Origin of the sequence: Lysobacter sp. CCNWLW3 (assembly GCF_036697405.1) — a bacterium.
Classification (GTDB): Bacteria; Pseudomonadota; Gammaproteobacteria; order Xanthomonadales; family Xanthomonadaceae; genus Lysobacter.
Genome location: NZ_JBAHWA010000001.1, coordinates 855,824 through 874,053 on the forward strand (window position 1 = coordinate 855,824; position 18,230 = coordinate 874,053).

Consider the following 18,230-nt stretch of genomic DNA (forward strand, 5'->3'; position numbering starts at 1 on the left):
GGCGCTCACTCGGGGGAGCGACTTATGAGATCGAATATCGTCGGCGCGGCGGTGCTGATCGTGATCGGCAGCGTGTTCCTGCTCGACAACCTCGGCCTGGCCGACATCAGCCTGGGGCGCCTGATCCGCACCTGGTGGCCGGCGATCCTGATCCTGGCAGGCATCGGCATGCTGTTCAGGCCCGGGCGCAGGCACCGCGACCCCTGAGGCCCGCTGCGGCGCCGCTTTCAGGCAAAATCCGGGCGTGGACGACCGCAGCGCCAAACCGCGTATCGACTTCAACTGCGACCTGGGCGAGGGCTGCGGCGACGACGCCGCGATCCTGCCCTACGTCAGCTCGGCCAACATCGCCTGCGGCGGCCATGCCGGCGACGAGGCGACCATGCGCGCCACCCTGCGCCTGTGCCGCGAGCACGGCGTCGCCGTCGGCGCGCACCCGGGCTATGAAGACCCCGAACACTTCGGCCGCCGCGTGCTGCCGCTGGACCGCGACGAGATCGGCATGCTGATCCTCAGCCAGCTCGCGCGCCTGGCCGCGATCGCCGCCGACGAGGGCCTGCGCCTGAGCCACGTCAAACCGCACGGCGCGCTCTACAACCTGGCCGCCGACGACCGCATCGTCGCCGAGGCCATCGTCGGTTCGGTCGCGGCCTTCGACCCCAAGCTGGCGGTGTTCGGCCTGTCGGGCTCGCAGCTCACCGCCGCCACCGAGGCCGCCGGCCTGCGCGCCGTGCACGAAGTGTTCGCCGAGCGCGGCTACGCACCCAACGGCCGCCTGTTGCCGCGCGGCACGCCCGGCGCGGTGCTGGAAACCCTGGAGCAGGCGATCGCGCAGGTGCGCAGCCTGGCCACGCGCGGCGAAGTCGTGTGCGCCGACGGCAGCCGCCTGCCGCTGCGCGCCGACACCCTGTGCCTGCACGGCGACCGCGCCGACGCACCGGCGTTCGCGCGCGCGGTGCGCGCCGCGCTCGAGGCCGACGGCATCCGCATCCTGGCGATCGACGCCGCGTGATCGCAGCCGCCGCCCCGGCCCGCAGCGATATTCCATCGCGTCCGCCGCGCGGCGACGCCGCCCCTTCCCCTCCCGACACGGACGCCGCCGCCGCCGGCAGGCCCGCTGCCGACAGGATGCATCCATGAACTATTGGCCCTTGCTGGGCGTCGCCGCCGTCGTGCTGGGCTTCGCCCTGCGCCTCAATCCCGCCCTGGTCGTGGTGGTCGCCGGCTTCATCACCGGCCTGGCCGCCCAACTCTCGCCGCTGGACGTGCTGGAGGTGCTGGGCAAGGCCTTCACCGACAAGCGCTTTTTGCTGCTGTTCCTGCTGACCCTGCCGGTGATCGGCCTGCTCGAGCGCCACGGCCTGAAGGAACACGCCCAGGCCTGGATCGCGAAACTGCGCCGCGCCACCATGGGCCGGCTGCTGATCGCCTACCTGCTGATGCGCCAGTTCTTCTCCGCGCTGGGCCTGACCAGCCTGGGCGGCCATCCGCAGACCGTGCGCCCGCTGCTGGCGCCGATGGCCGAGGGCGCGGCCCAGGCCCGCCACGGCGAACTGCCCGAGGACGAGCGCCAGCGCATCCGCGCGATGTCGGCCGGCACCGACAACGTCGGCCTGTTCTTCGGCGAGGACATCTTCATCGCCTTCGGCGCGGTGCTGCTGATCCAGAGCTTCTACGCCGAGCACGGTATCCGCCTGGACCCGATCCAGATCGCGCTGTGGGGCATCCCCACCGCGATCTGCGCGTTCCTGATCCATTCCTGGCGCGTGCTGCGCTTCGAGCGCCGGCTGGCGCAACGCATGGCGCAGACCGAGCCCGGAGCGCCATCGCCATGATCACCCTGACCTACGTCTACTGGCTGCTCGGCGCCTACCTCGCCGCCCTGGCCTGGCGCGGCTGGCGCGACCGCGACAACCCGCGCCGCCATACCACCGCCCTGTTCTGGGGGCTGGTCTCGTTCCTGCTGTTCGCCGCCGAACGCCTGCCGCCCAAGGTCGTCGGCGCGATCGTGGTGCTGCTGGCCTTGCTGGCCGGCTTCGGCGGCCTGCGCATGGGCCGCTACCAGCAAAGCAGCGCCGAGGAGAAACACAGCGAAGCCCGGCGCCTGGGCAACCGCCTGTTCTGGCCCGCGCTGCTGATTCCGGCGGTGACCCTGATCGGCGCGATCGGGCTCAAGCGGTTGTCGTGGCACGGCACCCCGCTGATCGAAACCGCCAACGTCACCCTGGTCTCGCTGGCGATCGCCTGCGTGGTCGCGTTGGCCGCCGCCTGCCGGCTGACCCGGCAGACGCCGTGGAGCAGCGTCGAGCAATCGCGGCGCCTGGTCGACTCGATCGGCTGGGCGGCCCTGCTGCCGCTGCTGCTGGCCTCGCTGGGCAGCGTGTTCGAGGCCGGCGGCGTCGGCCAGGCCACCGCCGCGGTGGTGCGCTCGGTGATCCCGGTCGACAACCCCTTCGTAGTGGTGGTCGCCTACGCCTTGGGCATGGCCTTGTTCACCATCATCATGGGCAACGCCTTCGCCGCGTTCCCGGTGATGACCGCCGGCATCGCCCTGCCGCTGCTGGTGCAGCAGCACGGCGCCGAAGCGGCCTCGCTGGCTGCGATCGGCATGCTCTCGGGCTACTGCGGCACCCTGATGACGCCGATGGCGGCCAACTTCAACCTGGTGCCGGCCGCGCTGCTGGAACTCAAGGACCCCTACGGCGTGATCCGCGCGCAGTGGCCGACCGGCGCCTTGCTGTTGGCCTGCAATGTGCTGCTGATGTACTGGATCGCGTTCCGATGAGGGTGCGCCAACCGACCGTGCTGTTGACCGGCTTCGCGCCCTTCGGCGGCGAAACCAGCAATCCCAGCTGGGAGGCCGTGCAAGCGCTGGCCGGCAAGTCCGTGCGCGGCCACCGTATCGTCGCGCGCTGCCTGCCCTGCGTGTTCGGCGCTTCGCTGCGCGAGCTGCGTGCGGCGATACGCGAAACCCGGCCCGCGCTGGTGCTCTGCGTCGGCCAGGCCGGCGGCCGCGCCCAGCTGTCGCTGGAACGCATCGCGATCAACATCGACGACGCCCGCATCCCCGACAACGACGGCGCGCGCCCCATCGACGAACCGGTCGTGGCCGGCGGTCCGGCCGCCTACTTCAGCGACCTGCCGATCAAGGCCATGCTCGTGGCGCTGCGCGCGGCTGGCATCCCCGCCGAGGTCTCACAGACCGCCGGCACCTATGTCTGCAACCACGTCTTCTACGGCCTGATGCACGCCCTGCGGCGCAACCCCGGCGTACGCGGCGGCTTCGTGCACATCCCCTATTCGCCGGCCCAGGCCGCGCTGCACCCCGGCGCGCCCAGCTTGGCGATCGAGGTCGTCTCCGCCGGCCTGCGCATCGCACTGGCGACCGCGCTCGGCACCGGCGCGGACCGCAGAATCGCGGCGGGCGCCGAGCACTGACCCGCGCGTATTCCCCCACTTGCCTCCCCCTTTGCAAAAGGGGGATTGAGGGGGATTTGCTCTTAGCCGCAGCAAAAGCAAATCCCCCTAGCCCCCCTTTGCCAAAGGGGGGAATGCAAAAACAGAAATTCAAACCCACGTTCCGCTTCCGTTCGCCCGCGACCGGCGAAGATGCCGCATCGCGTGCGATCATGCCCCTGCCCCCGGAGAACGCCATGCATCCTCGTCTGTCCGCCGCCCTGCTCTGCACCCTGGCCGTGTTCGCCGCGCCCGCCGCCCAGGCCGGCCTGTTCGACAAGAACCCCGACCAGGTCGCGCAGGAAGCCGTCGCCAAGAACCTGCGCGCGGTGACCCTGTGGGTCGAAGCCAGCTGGGGCTTTCGCAACCAGGGCGCCGCCAACAACCTCAGCCGCGCCCACCAGTCCTTCACCACGCGCGGTTACGACGTGGTCAGCGTGGAGCCCTATATCGAAAACGGCGACCTGCAGGGCTTCTTCGTGACTTATCAGAAGCCCTGAGTCACGCGCGCTTTTGGGCAGGAGCGGCGTGCACCGCCCCTGCCAGAGCCTTCGTCTTTTCGGGCCAAATACGCCGCGATCGCTCCGGCGCTGCGCGCCTTATGCCGCCGCTGAGGCCAGCGATCAGGCCGCGTCGGATCGGGCCACGACCACGCGCGTGCCGGCGATCAGGTCGTGCGCGCAACGGCGGTCGCCACGGAAAATCATCAGCGTATCGATCAACCCGCCGAGCATGCCCACGAAGGGTATGGAGCTGACCACGCTGACCGGCAGATAGCGCCGCAGCAGCAGGTGCCCCAGGCTGGGCTTGCTGCCGTCCAGGGCGACGATCTTGATCTTGCACACCCGCTTGCCCCAGGTCTGTCCGCTGGTGTGCAAGGGATAGCCCTGCAGCAGAACGAACACCGCAAAACCGATCGCCGACCACAACAGGATCACGCCCACCGGCATGAACTGCCGGCCGGCGGCCGCATTGTCCATGACCTGACCGAAGTACCCGCCGAAATAAGCGATCGGCATGAACACCGCCATGCTGAAGATCGTGTCGAGGATCGCCGCGGCCAGGCGCGTGACGCGATCGGCCAACTCGCCGTCCGCCGCTACCGGCTCGATCAAGGCCGCTTGCGGGCTGCGGTACGGGTTCTCGTCCTGACTGTGATCCATACGGTCCGATTCCTGGAAGTGGGGCGAACGCCGCTCAAGTGCGCGGCAAGGTCACGCCGGTCTGGCCCTGGTACTTGCCGCCGCGATCCTTGTACGAGGTCTCGCAGACTTCGTCGGACTGGAAGAACAGCATCTGCGCCACGCCTTCGTTGGCGTAGATGCGCGCCGGCAGCGGCGTGGTGTTGCTGAATTCCAGGGTCACGTGGCCTTCCCACTCCGGCTCCAGCGGAGTCACGTTGACGATGATGCCGCAGCGCGCGTAGGTGCTCTTGCCCAGGCAGACCACCAGGGTGTCGCGCGGAATGCGGAAGTACTCGACCGTGCGCGCCAGGGCGAAGGAATTCGGCGGGATGATGCAGACGTCGTTCTCGATGTCGACGAAGCTGCCCGGGTCGAAATGCTTGGGGTCGACGATGGTCGAGTTGATGTTGGTGAAGACCTTGAACTCGCGCGAGCAGCGCACGTCGTAGCCGTAGCTCGAGGTGCCGTAGCTGACGATGCGCTGGCCGTCGGCGGCGTGCTTGACCTGGCCGGGCTCGAACGGCTCGATCATGCCGTGCTGCTCGGACATGCGACGGATCCAACGGTCGGACTTGATGCTCATGCAGGGGTCTCGGGGCGTACTGGGGCGAAAGCGCCGTGACCGCCGATTGTAAGCGAGCCTGCCCCGGGCCGGCCTTAGGCAGGCGCGCCCGACCGCCCCGGCCCGCCGGGCCCTCCTCAGCCCAGCAGCGAGGCCGAAATCGAGGGCGCGACCCGCGGCCGCAGCGCCAGCCGCACCGCCAGATTGCGCGCCGCGGCGCGGTAGGCCCGGGCCGCGGCCGAGTCCGGCGCGGCCACGACCACCGGCACCCCGGCGTCGCCCTGCTCGCGGATCGCGATCTCCAGCGGCAGGCTGCCCAGCAGCGGCACCCCGTACTGGGCCGCCATGCGCGCCCCGCCGCCCTCGCCGAACACGTGCTCGGCGTGGCCGCAGTTCGAACACACGTGCACCGCCATGTTCTCGATCAGGCCCAGCACCGGCACCTGCACCTTTTCGAACATCTTCAAGGCCTTGCGCGCGTCCAGCGTGGCCACGTCCTGGGGTGTGGTCACGATCACCGCGCCCGCCACCGGAATCTTCTGGGCCAGGGTCAACTGGATATCGCCGGTGCCCGGCGGCAGATCCACGATCAGATAATCCAGCTCGCCCCAGCGCGTCTCGTTGAGCAACTGGGTCAGCGCCGACGTCGCCATCGGCCCGCGCCAGATCATCGGCGTGTCCTGCTCCACCAACAGCCCGATCGACATCGCCGCGATCCCGTGCGCATGCATCGGCTCGATGGTCTTGCCGTCCGGGCTGTCCGGCTTGCCGCTCAGGCCCAGCATGGTCGGCACGCTGGGCCCGTAGATGTCGGCGTCCAACACCCCCACCCGCGCCCCGTCGGCCGCCAGCGCCAGGGCCAGATTGACCGCCGTGGTCGACTTGCCCACCCCGCCCTTGCCCGAACCGATCGCGATCAGATTGCGCACGTTCTCCAGCGGCGCCAGATTGGGCTGCACCGCATGCGAAGTGATGCGGCTATTGAGCTCCAGGCTGGCCAGGGCGCTGCCCTGCGCCGCGAGCACAGCCGCTATGCCCTCGCGCAGCGCCGCCTCGATGCCCTGCACCGGGAACCCGCAGCTCAGCGCCACCGCCACCCGCCCATCGGCGTCCGCCGCCCGCACTTTGACGCCGGCCTCGGCAAGGGTGAAGGCGGTGTCGGGCAGCGGCAGGGCTGCGATCTGGGTTTGAAGCTGGTCGCTCAAGGGGTCACCTAAGTCACAAGAAAGTGTCGGCAGGGCTAAAACCCGTACTTCTACATGATACGTCTCGCCCATGCTTTGGCGAGTAAAGCGCCTTTCCAGAGACACTTGGATAACCGGCACTGCACGGGAGCAGATGCGCATCCCTGGACTAGCCAGAGCACCGGCACAGATAAACGCTCCATTGGCGCGCGCCGATCACGACCGACCGATCGACAGTTGCGCGGGCACGACATACGGGGCAATGCTCCGAAGATGCAGGCGCATTCAACAGATAGCCCCCCAACAGGCTCCTCGCTCGCACCCCAAGAACGGAGGCATAGATGCGTTACATCGCCTGCTCTTTCGGGCTATCGCTCTGCATCAGCTGCAACCCGACACAACCGGCCACACCCGACGCCATCCGGCTCTCCGCCCAAAGCTGCGAAGTTTATGCAGATTCAATGGCGATCAGATTATCGAGCAACACCGGCCTAAGAATAGCGATGTTCGACCAACTCGGAGCCGCCTTTCATATCGGGGAACCACCGTTCTCATTACTTTATAGCCGGACTTCAATAAAAATCCCGAAGAACGGCCACATCCATATTTCATCCGGCTCGAAAAAAATAGAGATCGAGGGCGTAGACGCGAGGTGCGCTGCGTGGCTATCCCGTAACCTCCCCCAATGACTCGCGCTGTCGAATGATTAAAATCCATCCGCATTAACTCGGGCCCATTGGCGTCGCTCCCATAAACACGTGAGCTGTGATTACTGATGCGCGGCGAGCACGTAGCGAAGTGGCGCGTTGTCAGGCCCCAGGCGGCGCTTGAACCAGTCCGAGCCGCTGCTGCTGTTTTGGCGCCGGGCTCCCAATTTGCGTTCTCTCCGAAGAGGTTTTTTCTACGAGCGGATCAGGAGGGCTCGTTTTGAGATCGCAACGGCCATGGGTGGTGACCTCCCTACCTTCCTGCGCCAAACCGGTTCGGCGCACTTTGCATAATCGGTCTATTCGACAAGCACATGCAAAGCACGTTAACGCCATGTTACGTTCGGGTTCGTCGGGGGATTGACGACGAATAAATGGCCAGGGACAGGCCCACCATCCAAAAAGTTAGGGGACAACTCATGGAAGCAACCGAGAAGCGGCTGCCGCGCAGCCGACTGACTGCTGCACTTTTGGCGGCATTAATTGCACCCGCGGCTGGCGGTGCGTTCGCGCAAGACGCGGCACCCGCCCAGGCTGAAGCCGCTAGCGACACGCCGACCGACGTCGACGGCGTCACGGTGGTGGGCTCGCGCATCAAGCGCGCACAGATCGAAGGCCCGGCGCCGGTCACCGTCATCAGCCGCGACGATATCGACAAGCAGGGCTTCCAGACGGTCAGCGACATGCTGTCGTCGCTGACCCAGAACACTACCAACTCATTCACCGGCGACCTCGCCGTCAACGGGTTCACGCCGAACGCCCAGGTCGTCAACCTGCGCAACCTCGGCCCGGGCTACACCCTGGTCCTGGTCAACGGCCGCCGCATCGCCGACTATCCGCAGCCCTACAACAGCGATCGTTCTTCGGTGAACGTCGGCGCCATCCCGTCCTCGATCATCGAGCGCGTGGAAGTGCTGGCTGGCGGCGCTTCGGCCATTTACGGCTCGGATGCGGTCGCAGGCGTGGTCAACATCGTCACCCGCACCAACTTCGACGGTAACCTGCTGCGCGGCACGGTCGGCACGACTGGCGCTGGCGGCGGCGACAGCGTCAATCTCGAGTATTCGGGTGGCCGCATCGGCGACAACTGGAACCTGACCTACGCGCTGCAGTACAGCTACAACGAACCGATCTTCGCCTCGCAGCGCGATTTCATGGACGACCTGCGCGACGGTCCTCGCGGCAATCGCGTCGGCCCGAGCCTGTCGCTGGTCGCTATCGATCTGCTCAATCGTAACCGCGCCGCGTACTATCCCGGACAAGAGGTCTGCGACCGCTTCGGCTTTACGCCCTACCTGTCCGCTACCCGCGGCCAGATCTGCGGCTCCTACGATTCGGTGGCATCGCAATCGATCTCGAACAAGCGCGAAGCCATGTCTGGCTATGCCTATGGCACCTACGACTTCAGCAACGGCATGCAGGCTTGGAGCAGCCTGATGCTGAACAACTCCGACTCGACGTCCAGCAGCGGTACGGAGTTCTGGGGCACCGGCGGCGACCCGTTCCTGCCCGCCAGCTTCTACTTCGACGAAGGCCTGGGCACCTACGTCCAGCTGCAGCGCGTGCTGACGCCGAAGGAAGTCGGCGGCAACACCGCGGTGACCACGAAGTATCACGAAAAGAGCTACGACTTCGCCACCGGCTTGCGCGGCGACTTCGGTGACCGCTTCGACTGGGATCTGTCGACCTCTTACGGCCGGTACGACTACAAGTCTGATTCGCCGCGCCTGCTCGCCCAGAGCGTGCACGACTACTTCCTCGGTCCGCAGACCATCGACGACTACGGCTACGCGCACCACACGCTGAACCTGGATCGCTGGCACACGCCGCTGACTCCAGAGCAGTATCGTGCGATGTCGACCCGCGTGATCAACAAGGGCCACACCTCCTCGGCGCAGGCCAACTTCGTCGTCAGCGGCGACCTGTTCGAGATGCCCGCTGGTCCGATCGGTTTCGCCGGCACCGTGGAGTTAGGCCGCCAGACCATCGACCTCAAGAGCGACCCGCGCACCGACCCCAGCCGTACTCCGGACGCGACTACGCCCTACAACCTGGTCAGCTCGGGCAACATCAAGGGCGAGCGCGACCGCTACGCGATCGGCGCCGAGTTCCGCGTGCCCCTGCTGGACACCTTGAGCGCTCAGCTGGCCGGCCGTTACGACAAGTACGACGACATCACCGAAGTGGACGGCGCTTTCACCTATGGATTGGGCCTGGAGTTCCGCCCGATCGAGCGCCTGCTGCTGCGTGCTAATTACTCCACCAGCTTCCGCGCGCCGGACATGCCGCTGGTGTTCGCGCAGGGCGTGGCTTCGTTCGCCGGTATCGTTGACTACTACGGCTGCCGTTCGGACGGCGACACCGTTACCGAATGCCGTAGCAACAACCACCCGAGCCAGTATCAGACCCTGAACCAGACCGTCGGCAACCCCGACCTGCAGGAAGAAAAAGGCAAGTCGCTCACCGCCGGCTTCGTGCTCGATCTGATCGAGGGCATGTCGATGTCCGTCGACTACTACAAGATCACCTTGGACGATCAGGCCACGCGACTGAGCCTGGACTACATTCTGCAGAACGAAGCCAATTGCCGCATCGGCACGATGCCGGACGGCTCACCGATTCCGCAGGGGCAGAACTCCGCATTCTGTCAAGACATCCTGTCGCGCGTGACCCGTCAGGTTGCTCCGGGCAATCCCAATGGCCGTATCGTCAATGTCCGCGCCGGTTACATCAACGCGTCGCGCTCGGAGAACACCGGCATCGACGCGACTTGGCGCTACCGCTTCGACACCGACCGCTGGGGTAACTTCGATTTCAACCTAGCCTACAGCCTGAGCCTGGGCGAGAAGTACAAGCAGTTCGAGGAAGACGATCTGATCGACTACCGCGACCGCCTGGACAACGACAACCAGCGCAGCCGCGTGCGCGGCAGCGTGACTTGGGAAAAGGGCGACTGGACGACGACGGTGTTCGGCCAGCGTCTGGGCTCGGCGCCCAATGAAGCGGAAGCGGCCGGCCGCGATGCGGTGACGGGCGTTTATTACGGTGCGCGTCTGCAGCCATACATGCTCTACAACCTCTCGATCGAGAAGAAGTTCGGCGAGAACGTGGAAGCGGCGTTCATCGTCAATAACGTGCTTGACAACACGCACCGCAAGGATCCGAGCAACACGGCGTATCCCTTCTTTAATCCCTTCATCGGTGCCGACCCTTACGGCCGCGCGTTCTTCCTGCGTCTGTCGTACAAGTTCTGATACCCCGCAACCCGCGACACAGAAAGGCCCGGCGCAAGCCGGGCTTTTTCTTTTGGGGGAGCCCGACCTAGCGAATCGCGAACGCCAAGACCGTCCTACCGGGCACCTGAATACGTATCGACCTTGGCCTGCCGAATTGGATCAATACGCCGGCGAGCTCAAAAAGACCACCATCAATTGCAATAAATAGCATATTTAGCATGCTAATTCTGTTTAATTTCAATAAAAACAATAATTTACCGAGATCCAATCGCAGCACAAAAAAGTGTGATCGCGTGATGACACAGGCGTTAACCCCATGTTAAGTTCGCCAACAAGGGGACAGCTCCACGCCAAGGTCGGCACACAGACGTAACACGTCAAGTTCATTTTGGGGGACAACCTAATGGCAGTTCGCAACGCAACCGGCCTGCAGCGCAGCAGGCTGACGGCGGCGCTTATCAGCGCCCTGCTCCTGTCAACCGCCGGGGTGGCGGTCGCTCAGGACAGCAACACTCAGAACCAAGAGCCGGAACAGAAGGCCACCGATATCGACGGCGTGACCGTCGTCGGCTCGCGCATCAAGCGTTCCGAAATCGAAGGTCCGGCACCGGTCACCGTCATCACCCGCGACGACATCGACCGTGAAGGTTTCCAGACCGTTGCGGACATGCTGCAAACGCTGACCCAAACCACCACGAACTCGTTCACCGGCGAACTCGCCGTGACCGGCTTCACGCCGAACTCGCAGGTCATCAACCTGCGCAACTTCGGTCCGGGCTACACCCTGGTGCTGATCAACGGCCGTCGTCCGGCCGAGTATCCGCAGCCGTATAACCGCGACAACTCGTCGGTCAACGTCGGCGCGATCCCATCCTCGATCATCGAGCGCGTGGAAGTGCTGTCGGGCGGCGCATCGGCCATTTACGGCTCCGACGCGGTCGCCGGCGTGGTCAACATCGTCCTGCGCACCAATTTCGAAGGCAACCTGCTCCGCGGCACCGTCGGCACCTACAGCCAGGGCGGCGGCGACAGCGTCGACCTCGAGTACTCCGGCGGCCGCACCGGCAACGACTGGAGCGTCACCTACGCTCTGCAATACTCGGCCAACGAGCCTATCTTCGCCTCCCAGCGCGACTTCCTCGACGACCTGCGAGATGGACCTAACGGCACCGATGTCGCGCCCAGCCTGTCGCTGATCGCGATCCGCCAGTCCAATCCCAATGCCGGCTTCGCCGCGTACTACCCGGGCCAGGGCGTTTGCGATCGCTTCAACTACGACACCTTCCAGAGCCCGACCCGCGGCCTCATCTGCGGCTCGTACACGACCGTGGGCGCGCGCTCGATCGTCAACAAGCGCGAGGCCATGTCGGCTTACATCTACGCCGACAAGCACCTGAGCGACAACCTGCAGCTCTGGGGCAGCCTGACCGGCTACAGCTCGACCGCCTCCGCCAGCTCGGGCACCGAGTTCTGGGGCACGTCCGGTGATCCCTTCAACACTCTGCGCCCGACCGGCTCGCAAACCCGCGGCGCCGCGACGACCGCCTACTTCGATCCGCAGTTCAACTCGCTGATCCAGTTGCAGCGCATTCTCAATCCGTTCGAACTCGGCGGCGAAGAGGCCATCACCACCAACTTCGACGAGAAGACCTACGAGGTCGCAGGCGGCCTGCGTGGCTCCTTCGGCGAGCGCTTCGACTGGGACCTGACCGGCGCTTACGCTCGCTATGAGTACGAAGCCGACCGCCCGCGCCTGCTTGCGCAGGCCGTGCACGATTATTTCCTTGGCCCGCTGCTCGGCTACAACGGCAACTTCCCGGTCTATCGCCTCAACCGCGAACGCTGGGAAACCCCGCTGACGCCCGAACAGTACCGCTCGATGTCGACCCGCGTGATCAACAAGGGCGTGACGACCTCGCAGCAGGCCAACTTCGTGGTCTCGGGCGACCTGTTCCAGCTGCCGGCCGGCGCGCTGGGCTTCGCCGCTTCGTTCGAAGCCGCGAAGCAGACGCTCGACTTGAACAGCGATCCGCGCACCGATGCGCTGCGCCCGATCGACTCGCAAACGATCTACAACCTGCGCAGCTCGGGCGAAACGCACGGCGACCGCAGCCGTTACGCGGCCGGTGTGGAGTTCCGCGTTCCGATCTTCGAGAAGCTGTCGACCAACCTGGCCGCCCGCTACGACAAGTACGACGACATCACCGAGGTCGACGACGCCATCACCTGGAGCGCGGGCATCGAGTTCCGCCCGTTCGACAACCTGCTGATCCGCGGCAACTACGCCACAAGCTTCCGTGCGCCGGACATGCAGTTGGTGTTCGCCGAAGGTGCAGCCGGCTTCACCTCGGCGCTCGACCAGTATGCTTGCCGCGCAGGTATCGGCCCCGGCCAGGCATTGGGCCCGCGCACCACGACCGCTTGCAATCGCTCCGGCGACCCCACGATCTACAGCATGCAGAACTCGGTGTCGGGCAACTCGCTGCTGAAGGAAGAGGAAGGCGAATCCTGGACCGCAGGCTTCGTTTGGGACATCTTCGACAACCTGTCGCTGACCGCCGACTACTACGACATCAAGCTGGAAGACCAGGCGAGCGTGCTGTCGCTCGCGTACATCCTGGGCAACGAAGCCAACTGCCGCCTCGGCACTCGGCCGGACGGCACGCCGTTCGAGTTCGACATGAACTCGACCTTCTGCCAGAACATCACCAGCTTCGTGACGCGACAGTCCGCTCCGGGCACCGCGCTGGACGGTCGCGTCGCCAACGTCGCCACCGTGGCCATCAATACGGCGCTAACCCGCAATACCGGTGTCGATGCCTCGTTGAAGTACAACCTCGATACCGATCGCTTCGGTGAGTTCAAGTTCGATCTCGGTTACAGCGTCACGATCAAAGAAGAGTTCAAGCAGTTCAACGACGACGACCTGATCGACTTCCGCGATCGCCTCAGCAACGACAATCAGCGTAGCCGCGCACGCGGCAGCGTCAGCTGGGAGAAGGGCGACTGGATCACGACGGTCACGGGTGTTCGCTTCGGCTCGGCGCCGAACAGCGCAGAGCGTGCGCACATCTCTACCGACGAAAACAAGTTCGGCCGTCGTCTGCAGCCGTACATGTTCTACAACTTCACGGTGACCAAGAAGTTCGGCGAGAACTTCGCCGCGTCGCTGATCGTCAACAACGTGCTGGACAACACCATTCGCTACGATCCCAGCAACACCGCGTACCCGTTCTTCAGCCCGTTCATCGGTGCTGATCCGGCGGGCCGTCAGGTGCTCGTGCGTTTGGCTTACCAGTTCTAACTGTTCCAGCAGCGTGTCCCCAGAAGCCCGGCGCAAGCCGGGCTTCTTTTTTTGCCCCGCCGGGGCCGGCCCGCCCCGCTTCCATACGCCGCCGGATGCGGTATAAAGAAGGTCAGCCGCGGGGACGCTGCGGCCAGAACCATGCCTATCCCTGGGAGGGGAACATGCGCACCAAACTGCTTGCACTGCTCCTGCTCGCGCTGCCGATGGCGGCGTTCGCGCAGAACACGCCGCTCGGACACTGGGTCACGATCGACGACAAGACCCAGAAGCCCAAGTCGGTGGTCGAAATCTACGAAGCGAAGGACGGCAGCCTCGCCGGCCGCGTCACCAAGGTGCTGCAGTCCGACCGCGGCCCGAACCCGGTCTGCGACAAGTGCTCGGGCGACCGCAAGAACAAGCCGGTCGAGGGCATGGTCATCCTGTGGAGCGTGCGCAAGCACGGCGATACCTGGGAGGACGGCAAGATCCTGGACCCGGCCACCGGCAAGATCTACTCGGTCAAGGTCACGCCGGTCGAAGGCGGCAAGAAGCTGGACGTGCGCGGCTTCATGGGCTTCTCGCTGCTGGGTCGGACCCAGACCTGGGTCCGTCAGTAAGCTTCCGCGCGGTAACGGCGATACCGACGACCCGGCCTAGGCCGGGTCGTTTCGTTTCGGCCGGCGGAATGGGCTGAGGCGGGGTGGCGCGGCGGTCGGGGGCTCATCGCGGCTTACGCCACTCCCGCAGGGCGGGCGGCTCAAGCGGCTGCGGAGCGGGCTGCACGGGACCTGCGGCGGCCGCATGCCATAATTCACGACCTCCCACCGCAACGCCGCCCATGTCCCGCGAGTTCGTCGTTACCTGCGCCCTGCCCTACGCCAACGGGCACCTGCACCTAGGCCACCTGGTCGGTTACACCCAGGCCGATATCTGGTGCCGCGCGCAGCGCATAGCGGGCCATCGCGCCTGGTACGTATGCGCCGACGACACCCACGGCACGCCGATCATGCTGGCGGCCGAGAAGGCCGGGGTAACACCTGAGTCCTTCATCGCCGGCATCCAGGCCAGCCACGAGCGCGACTTCGCCGATTTCGGCGTCGCCTTCGACCACTACGATTCGACCAATTCGGCGCGCAACCGCGCGCTGACCGAGGCGTTCTACGCCAAGCTCGACAACAACGGCCACATCTCGCGGCGTTCGGTCGCGCAGCTGTACGACCCGGTCAAGGGCATGTTCCTGCCCGATCGCTACGTCAAGGGCATCTGCCCGAACTGCGGCACGCCCGACCAGTACGGCGACAACTGCGAGAACTGCGGCGCGACCTACGCGCCGACCGAGCTGAAGGAGCCGCGTTCGGTGGTCAGCGGCGCGACGCCGGAGCTGCGCGAATCCGAACATTTCTTCTTCGAGGTCGGCGGCTTCGAGGCCTTCCTGCGCGAATGGCTGAGCGGCGACGTGGCGATTGCCGGCGTCAAGGCCAAGCTGCTGGAATGGCTGGACGCCGAGGGCGGCCTGCGCGCCTGGGACATTTCCCGCGACGCGCCCTACTTCGGTTTCGAGATCCCCGGCCACCCGGGCAAGTACCTGTACGTGTGGCTGGACGCGCCGATCGGCTACCTGAGCAGCTTCGAGGCCCTGTGCGAGCGCGAGGGCCTGGACTTCTTCTCCTACCTCACCCGCGACAGCCAGGCCGAACTGCACCATTTCATCGGCAAGGACATCGTCACCTTCCACGGCCTGTTCTGGCCGGCGGTGCTGCACGGCGCCGGTTTCCGCGCGCCGACCCGCCTGCACGTCAACGGCTACCTGATGGTCAACGGCGAGAAGATGTCGAAGTCGCGCGGCACCTTCATCCAGGCCCGCACCTACCTGGACGTGGGCCTGGATCCGGAGGCGCTGCGCTACTACTTCGCCACCAAGACCGGCGGCGGCGTCGACGACGTCGATCTCAACCTGGCCGACTTCGTCGCGCGCGTGAACGCCGACCTGGTCGGAAAGTTCGTCAACCTGGCCAGCCGCTGCGCGGGCTTCATCGAGAAGCGCTTCGACGGCCGGCTCGCCGAGGCGCTGCCCGAGCCGGCGACCTACGCGCGTTTCGTCGAGCAGTTGCAGCCGATCGCGCAGGCCTACGCGCGCAACGAGGCCGCCACCGCGCTGCGCCTGACCATGGCCCTGGCCGACGAGGCCAACAAGTACATCGACGAGCGCAAGCCCTGGGTGCTGGCCAAGCAGGACGGCGCTGACGCCGAGCTGCAGGCGGTCTGCACGCAGGGCCTGAACCTGTTCCGCGTGCTGGCCGCGGCGCTCAAGCCGGTGCTGCCGCGCGTGTCGGCCCAGGCCGAGGCCTTCCTGGCCGCGCCGGTCGCGCTGTGGAGCGATCTGGACGCGCCGCTGCTGGCGCGCCGCATCCAGGCCTACACACCCTTGTTCACCCGTATCGACCCCAAGCAAATCGAGACCATGATCGAAGCCTCCAAGGAATCCTTGAAGCCCGCCGACACCGAAACCGTCGCCGCGCCCGCCGCCAAGGCGGCCGCCGTCGCGCCTGCCGCCACGCCCGCCGCGGCCCCGGTCAGCACCGTCGCGACCATCGGCATCGACGATTTCGCCAAGCTCGACCTGCGCGTGGGCAAGGTGCTGGCCTGCGAGTTCGTCGAAGGCTCCGACAAGCTGCTGCGTTTCGAACTGGACGCCGGCGAGTTGGGCACGCGCCAGATCTTCTCCGGCATCCGCGGCTCCTACGCCGAGCCGGAGAAGCTGGTCGGCCGCAACGTGGTGTTCATCGCCAATCTGGCGCCGCGCAAGATGCGCTTCGGCCTGAGCGAGGGCATGATCCTGTCGGCCGGTTTCGACGGCGGCGGCCTGCACCTGCTCGACGCCGACGGCGGCGCGCTGCCGGGCATGCCGGTGCGGTGAGGCGAGCAAAGAGCGGACAGGAGTGAGGAGCGAGTAGAAGCACTCCCTCAGTTCTCCCTCCTCTCAACTCACTTCTGCCCCATGGACCTGATCGAACGCCTGGACCGCCTGCTGCCGCAGACCCAATGCGGCCAGTGCGGCTACGCCGGCTGCCGCCCCTACGCCGAAGCGATGGCTCGGGGCGAGGCCGGCATCGACCATTGCCCACCCGGCGGCGACGCCGGCGCGCGCGCCTTGGCGCGCTTGCTGGGGCTGCCCGCGCGCCCGTACAACCGCAGCCGCGGCACGCACAAGCCGGCGCCGGTGGCGGTGATCGTCGAGGCCGACTGCATCGGCTGCACCAAGTGCATCCAGGCCTGCCCGGTCGACGCCATCATCGGCGCGGCCAAGCACATGCATACGGTGATCGAGCCGCTGTGCACCGGCTGCGAGCTGTGCGTGCCGGCCTGTCCGGTGGACTGCATCGTACTGGAGCCGGCGCGGCCGGCGCTCTGAGTCCCCGCTACGGCCAGCCTGGCAGGTTGCGGCGAGCGCGGGCGAAGCGCATCGCTTCCGCGAATCGTGGATACCGCCGCATCGGTGCGGTTCGCTTGCGCTCACCGCACCCTACGGCCGCCAACCTCAGCGCTTGCCGGCCTGGCCCTTGGCCGGGCTCGGTGCGCCGGCGGCCGGCGCTGCGGGCGCCGCGGGCGCCAGATCGGCGGTGCCCGGCGCGCAGGCCGTGCACAAACGCTCGATCTTGTAACCCTTGGCGCGCAGCTTCTCGACCACGCCGTCCTCGCCCAGCAGGTGCAGCGCGCCGACCACCACCAGGGTGTCGTCCTTCTTGGACTCGTCCAGCATCTTCTGCAGCTGCGGCACCCAGGCGTCGTTGCGCTCGACGTTGACGATACGGTAGGTCTGCGGCGTCTTCTCCCTCATCTCGGTGCGGGTCAGCGCGTCGAGCTTGGCCACGTCGCCGGCGCGCCAGGCACCATGCATGTCGGCGAGCATGCCGGGCATTTCGGTGGGACGATCGAGGAAATCGCGCAGGCCCTCGATCTGTTCGGGCATCGGCGAGCTGTCCAGCACCGTCAGCTGCGCTTCCATCGTTTCCAGACCGCCGGTGGGCTTCTTGGCCGTGCTCGCCTGCTTCATCAGGTGCAGGTCCAGGCCGAGCTGGGGGCTGAAGCCCATGGCCTGCGACACGCCCAGCATCAGCGACAGGTTCACGAACCAGGGCTCGTAGCCGTCCAATGCCGCCACCGGAACGCCCTGCTTGCCCATCAACCGGCTCAGCTTCTCGCGCAGTTCGGCGGGCAGCACCTGGCTCAGGGTGCGGCCGTCGGGATAGCCGGCGGCGACCATGAACTTGGCGGCCGCGCCCGGATCGGTCATCTGTTCCGGCGGCACTTCGAACATCACCTTGTCGGCGGCCGCGAACGCGGCGTCGACGTCGGGCGACAACGGGTAGTCGTCGCTCTTGAGCAGGTGGAACGAACCCAGCAGGTAGACCGCGTTGTCGGCGTCGGACACCTTCCACAGCAGCGGCACCGGCGGCGCCGGCGGCGCCTTGGCCGGCGCGACGGCGGCCGGCGCTTTCGCGGGCGCGGTGTCCTGCGCGGACGCGATGGCCGAGCTCAGGGCGGCGAGGATCAGCGCGCAGGGCAGCAGGCGCTTGAGATGCGGATTACGGAGCATGGGTCATCGTCCTTGGAG

General features: G+C 66.4%; 16 protein-coding genes. 12 read left to right on the forward strand and 4 right to left on the reverse strand.

Going from position 1 to position 18,230, the window contains the following annotated elements:
• The first annotated feature begins 24 nt into the window (after positions 1 to 24).
• The 6 genes from V1318_RS03860 (at position 25) to V1318_RS03885 (ending at position 3,956) form a co-directional block, all read left to right on the forward strand.
• Complete coding sequence (locus V1318_RS03860; RefSeq protein ID WP_332937840.1) at positions 25 to 207, forward strand: DUF5668 domain-containing protein; 183 nt, start codon at positions 25 to 27, stop codon at positions 205 to 207.
• A 37-nt stretch (positions 208 to 244) separates the two neighbouring features.
• Positions 245 to 1,012 carry a 5-oxoprolinase subunit PxpA gene (locus V1318_RS03865; RefSeq protein WP_332937842.1) on the forward strand — a complete coding sequence of 256 codons (768 nt, stop codon included), beginning with the start codon at positions 245 to 247 and terminating at the stop codon, positions 1,010 to 1,012.
• A gap of 124 nt (positions 1,013 to 1,136) precedes the next feature.
• Positions 1,137 to 1,835: a DUF969 domain-containing protein gene (locus V1318_RS03870; RefSeq protein WP_332937844.1), complete on the forward strand. Its 699-nt coding sequence runs from the start codon at positions 1,137 to 1,139 to the stop codon at positions 1,833 to 1,835.
• On the forward strand, positions 1,832 to 2,785 hold the full coding sequence (locus tag V1318_RS03875; RefSeq protein ID WP_332937845.1) for a DUF979 domain-containing protein: 954 nt from the start codon (positions 1,832 to 1,834) through the stop codon (positions 2,783 to 2,785). Before V1318_RS03870 ends, V1318_RS03875 begins: the two co-directional genes overlap by 4 nt.
• Complete coding sequence (gene pcp / locus V1318_RS03880; protein ID WP_332937847.1) at positions 2,782 to 3,438, forward strand: pyroglutamyl-peptidase I; 657 nt, start codon at positions 2,782 to 2,784, stop codon at positions 3,436 to 3,438. The genes V1318_RS03875 and pcp overlap by 4 nt, the downstream gene beginning before the upstream one ends.
• Positions 3,439 to 3,653: 215 nt before the next feature.
• Positions 3,654 to 3,956, forward strand: coding sequence for a hypothetical protein (locus V1318_RS03885; protein WP_332937849.1), 303 nt, complete (start codon positions 3,654 to 3,656; stop codon positions 3,954 to 3,956).
• A gap of 123 nt (positions 3,957 to 4,079) precedes the next feature.
• On the opposite strand, the gene V1318_RS03890 is transcribed toward V1318_RS03885, so the two are convergent.
• From V1318_RS03890 to apbC, 3 genes are all read right to left on the reverse strand, one after another.
• Positions 4,080 to 4,619, reverse strand: a complete 540-nt coding sequence (locus tag V1318_RS03890) for an RDD family protein (protein ID WP_332937851.1) — start codon at positions 4,617 to 4,619, stop codon at positions 4,080 to 4,082.
• A gap of 34 nt (positions 4,620 to 4,653) precedes the next feature.
• Entirely contained in the window at positions 4,654 to 5,223 is a 570-nt protein-coding gene (gene dcd / locus V1318_RS03895; protein ID WP_055899878.1) for a dCTP deaminase, read from the reverse strand.
• A 116-nt stretch (positions 5,224 to 5,339) separates the two neighbouring features.
• Complete coding sequence (apbC, locus tag V1318_RS03900) at positions 5,340 to 6,407, reverse strand: iron-sulfur cluster carrier protein ApbC (protein WP_332937856.1); 1,068 nt, start codon at positions 6,405 to 6,407, stop codon at positions 5,340 to 5,342.
• A 320-nt stretch (positions 6,408 to 6,727) separates the two neighbouring features.
• Between apbC and V1318_RS03905 the strand changes: the two genes are divergently transcribed.
• From V1318_RS03905 to rnfB, 6 genes are all read left to right on the forward strand, one after another.
• On the forward strand, positions 6,728 to 7,075 hold the full coding sequence (locus tag V1318_RS03905) for a hypothetical protein (protein ID WP_332937857.1): 348 nt from the start codon (positions 6,728 to 6,730) through the stop codon (positions 7,073 to 7,075).
• Positions 7,076 to 7,512: 437 nt separating this feature from the next.
• On the forward strand, positions 7,513 to 10,347 hold the full coding sequence (locus V1318_RS03910) for a TonB-dependent receptor (protein ID WP_332937858.1): 2,835 nt from the start codon (positions 7,513 to 7,515) through the stop codon (positions 10,345 to 10,347).
• 385 nt (positions 10,348 to 10,732) lie between these two features.
• Positions 10,733 to 13,633 carry a TonB-dependent receptor gene (locus tag V1318_RS03915; protein WP_332937859.1) on the forward strand — a complete coding sequence of 967 codons (2,901 nt, stop codon included), beginning with the start codon at positions 10,733 to 10,735 and terminating at the stop codon, positions 13,631 to 13,633.
• 164 nt (positions 13,634 to 13,797) lie between these two features.
• Positions 13,798 to 14,232: a DUF2147 domain-containing protein gene (locus tag V1318_RS03920; protein ID WP_332937860.1), complete on the forward strand. Its 435-nt coding sequence runs from the start codon at positions 13,798 to 13,800 to the stop codon at positions 14,230 to 14,232.
• 221 nt (positions 14,233 to 14,453) lie between these two features.
• Complete coding sequence (gene metG, locus V1318_RS03925; protein ID WP_332937862.1) at positions 14,454 to 16,532, forward strand: methionine--tRNA ligase; 2,079 nt, start codon at positions 14,454 to 14,456, stop codon at positions 16,530 to 16,532.
• An 81-nt stretch (positions 16,533 to 16,613) separates the two neighbouring features.
• Complete coding sequence (rnfB, locus tag V1318_RS03930; protein WP_332937863.1) at positions 16,614 to 17,027, forward strand: Rnf electron transport complex subunit RnfB; 414 nt, start codon at positions 16,614 to 16,616, stop codon at positions 17,025 to 17,027.
• 126 nt (positions 17,028 to 17,153) lie between these two features.
• Here rnfB and V1318_RS03935 read toward each other — a convergent pair whose 3' ends face one another.
• Entirely contained in the window at positions 17,154 to 18,212 is a 1,059-nt protein-coding gene (locus V1318_RS03935; protein WP_332937865.1) for a TraB/GumN family protein, read from the reverse strand.
• Between the last annotated feature and the right edge of the window lie 18 nt (positions 18,213 to 18,230).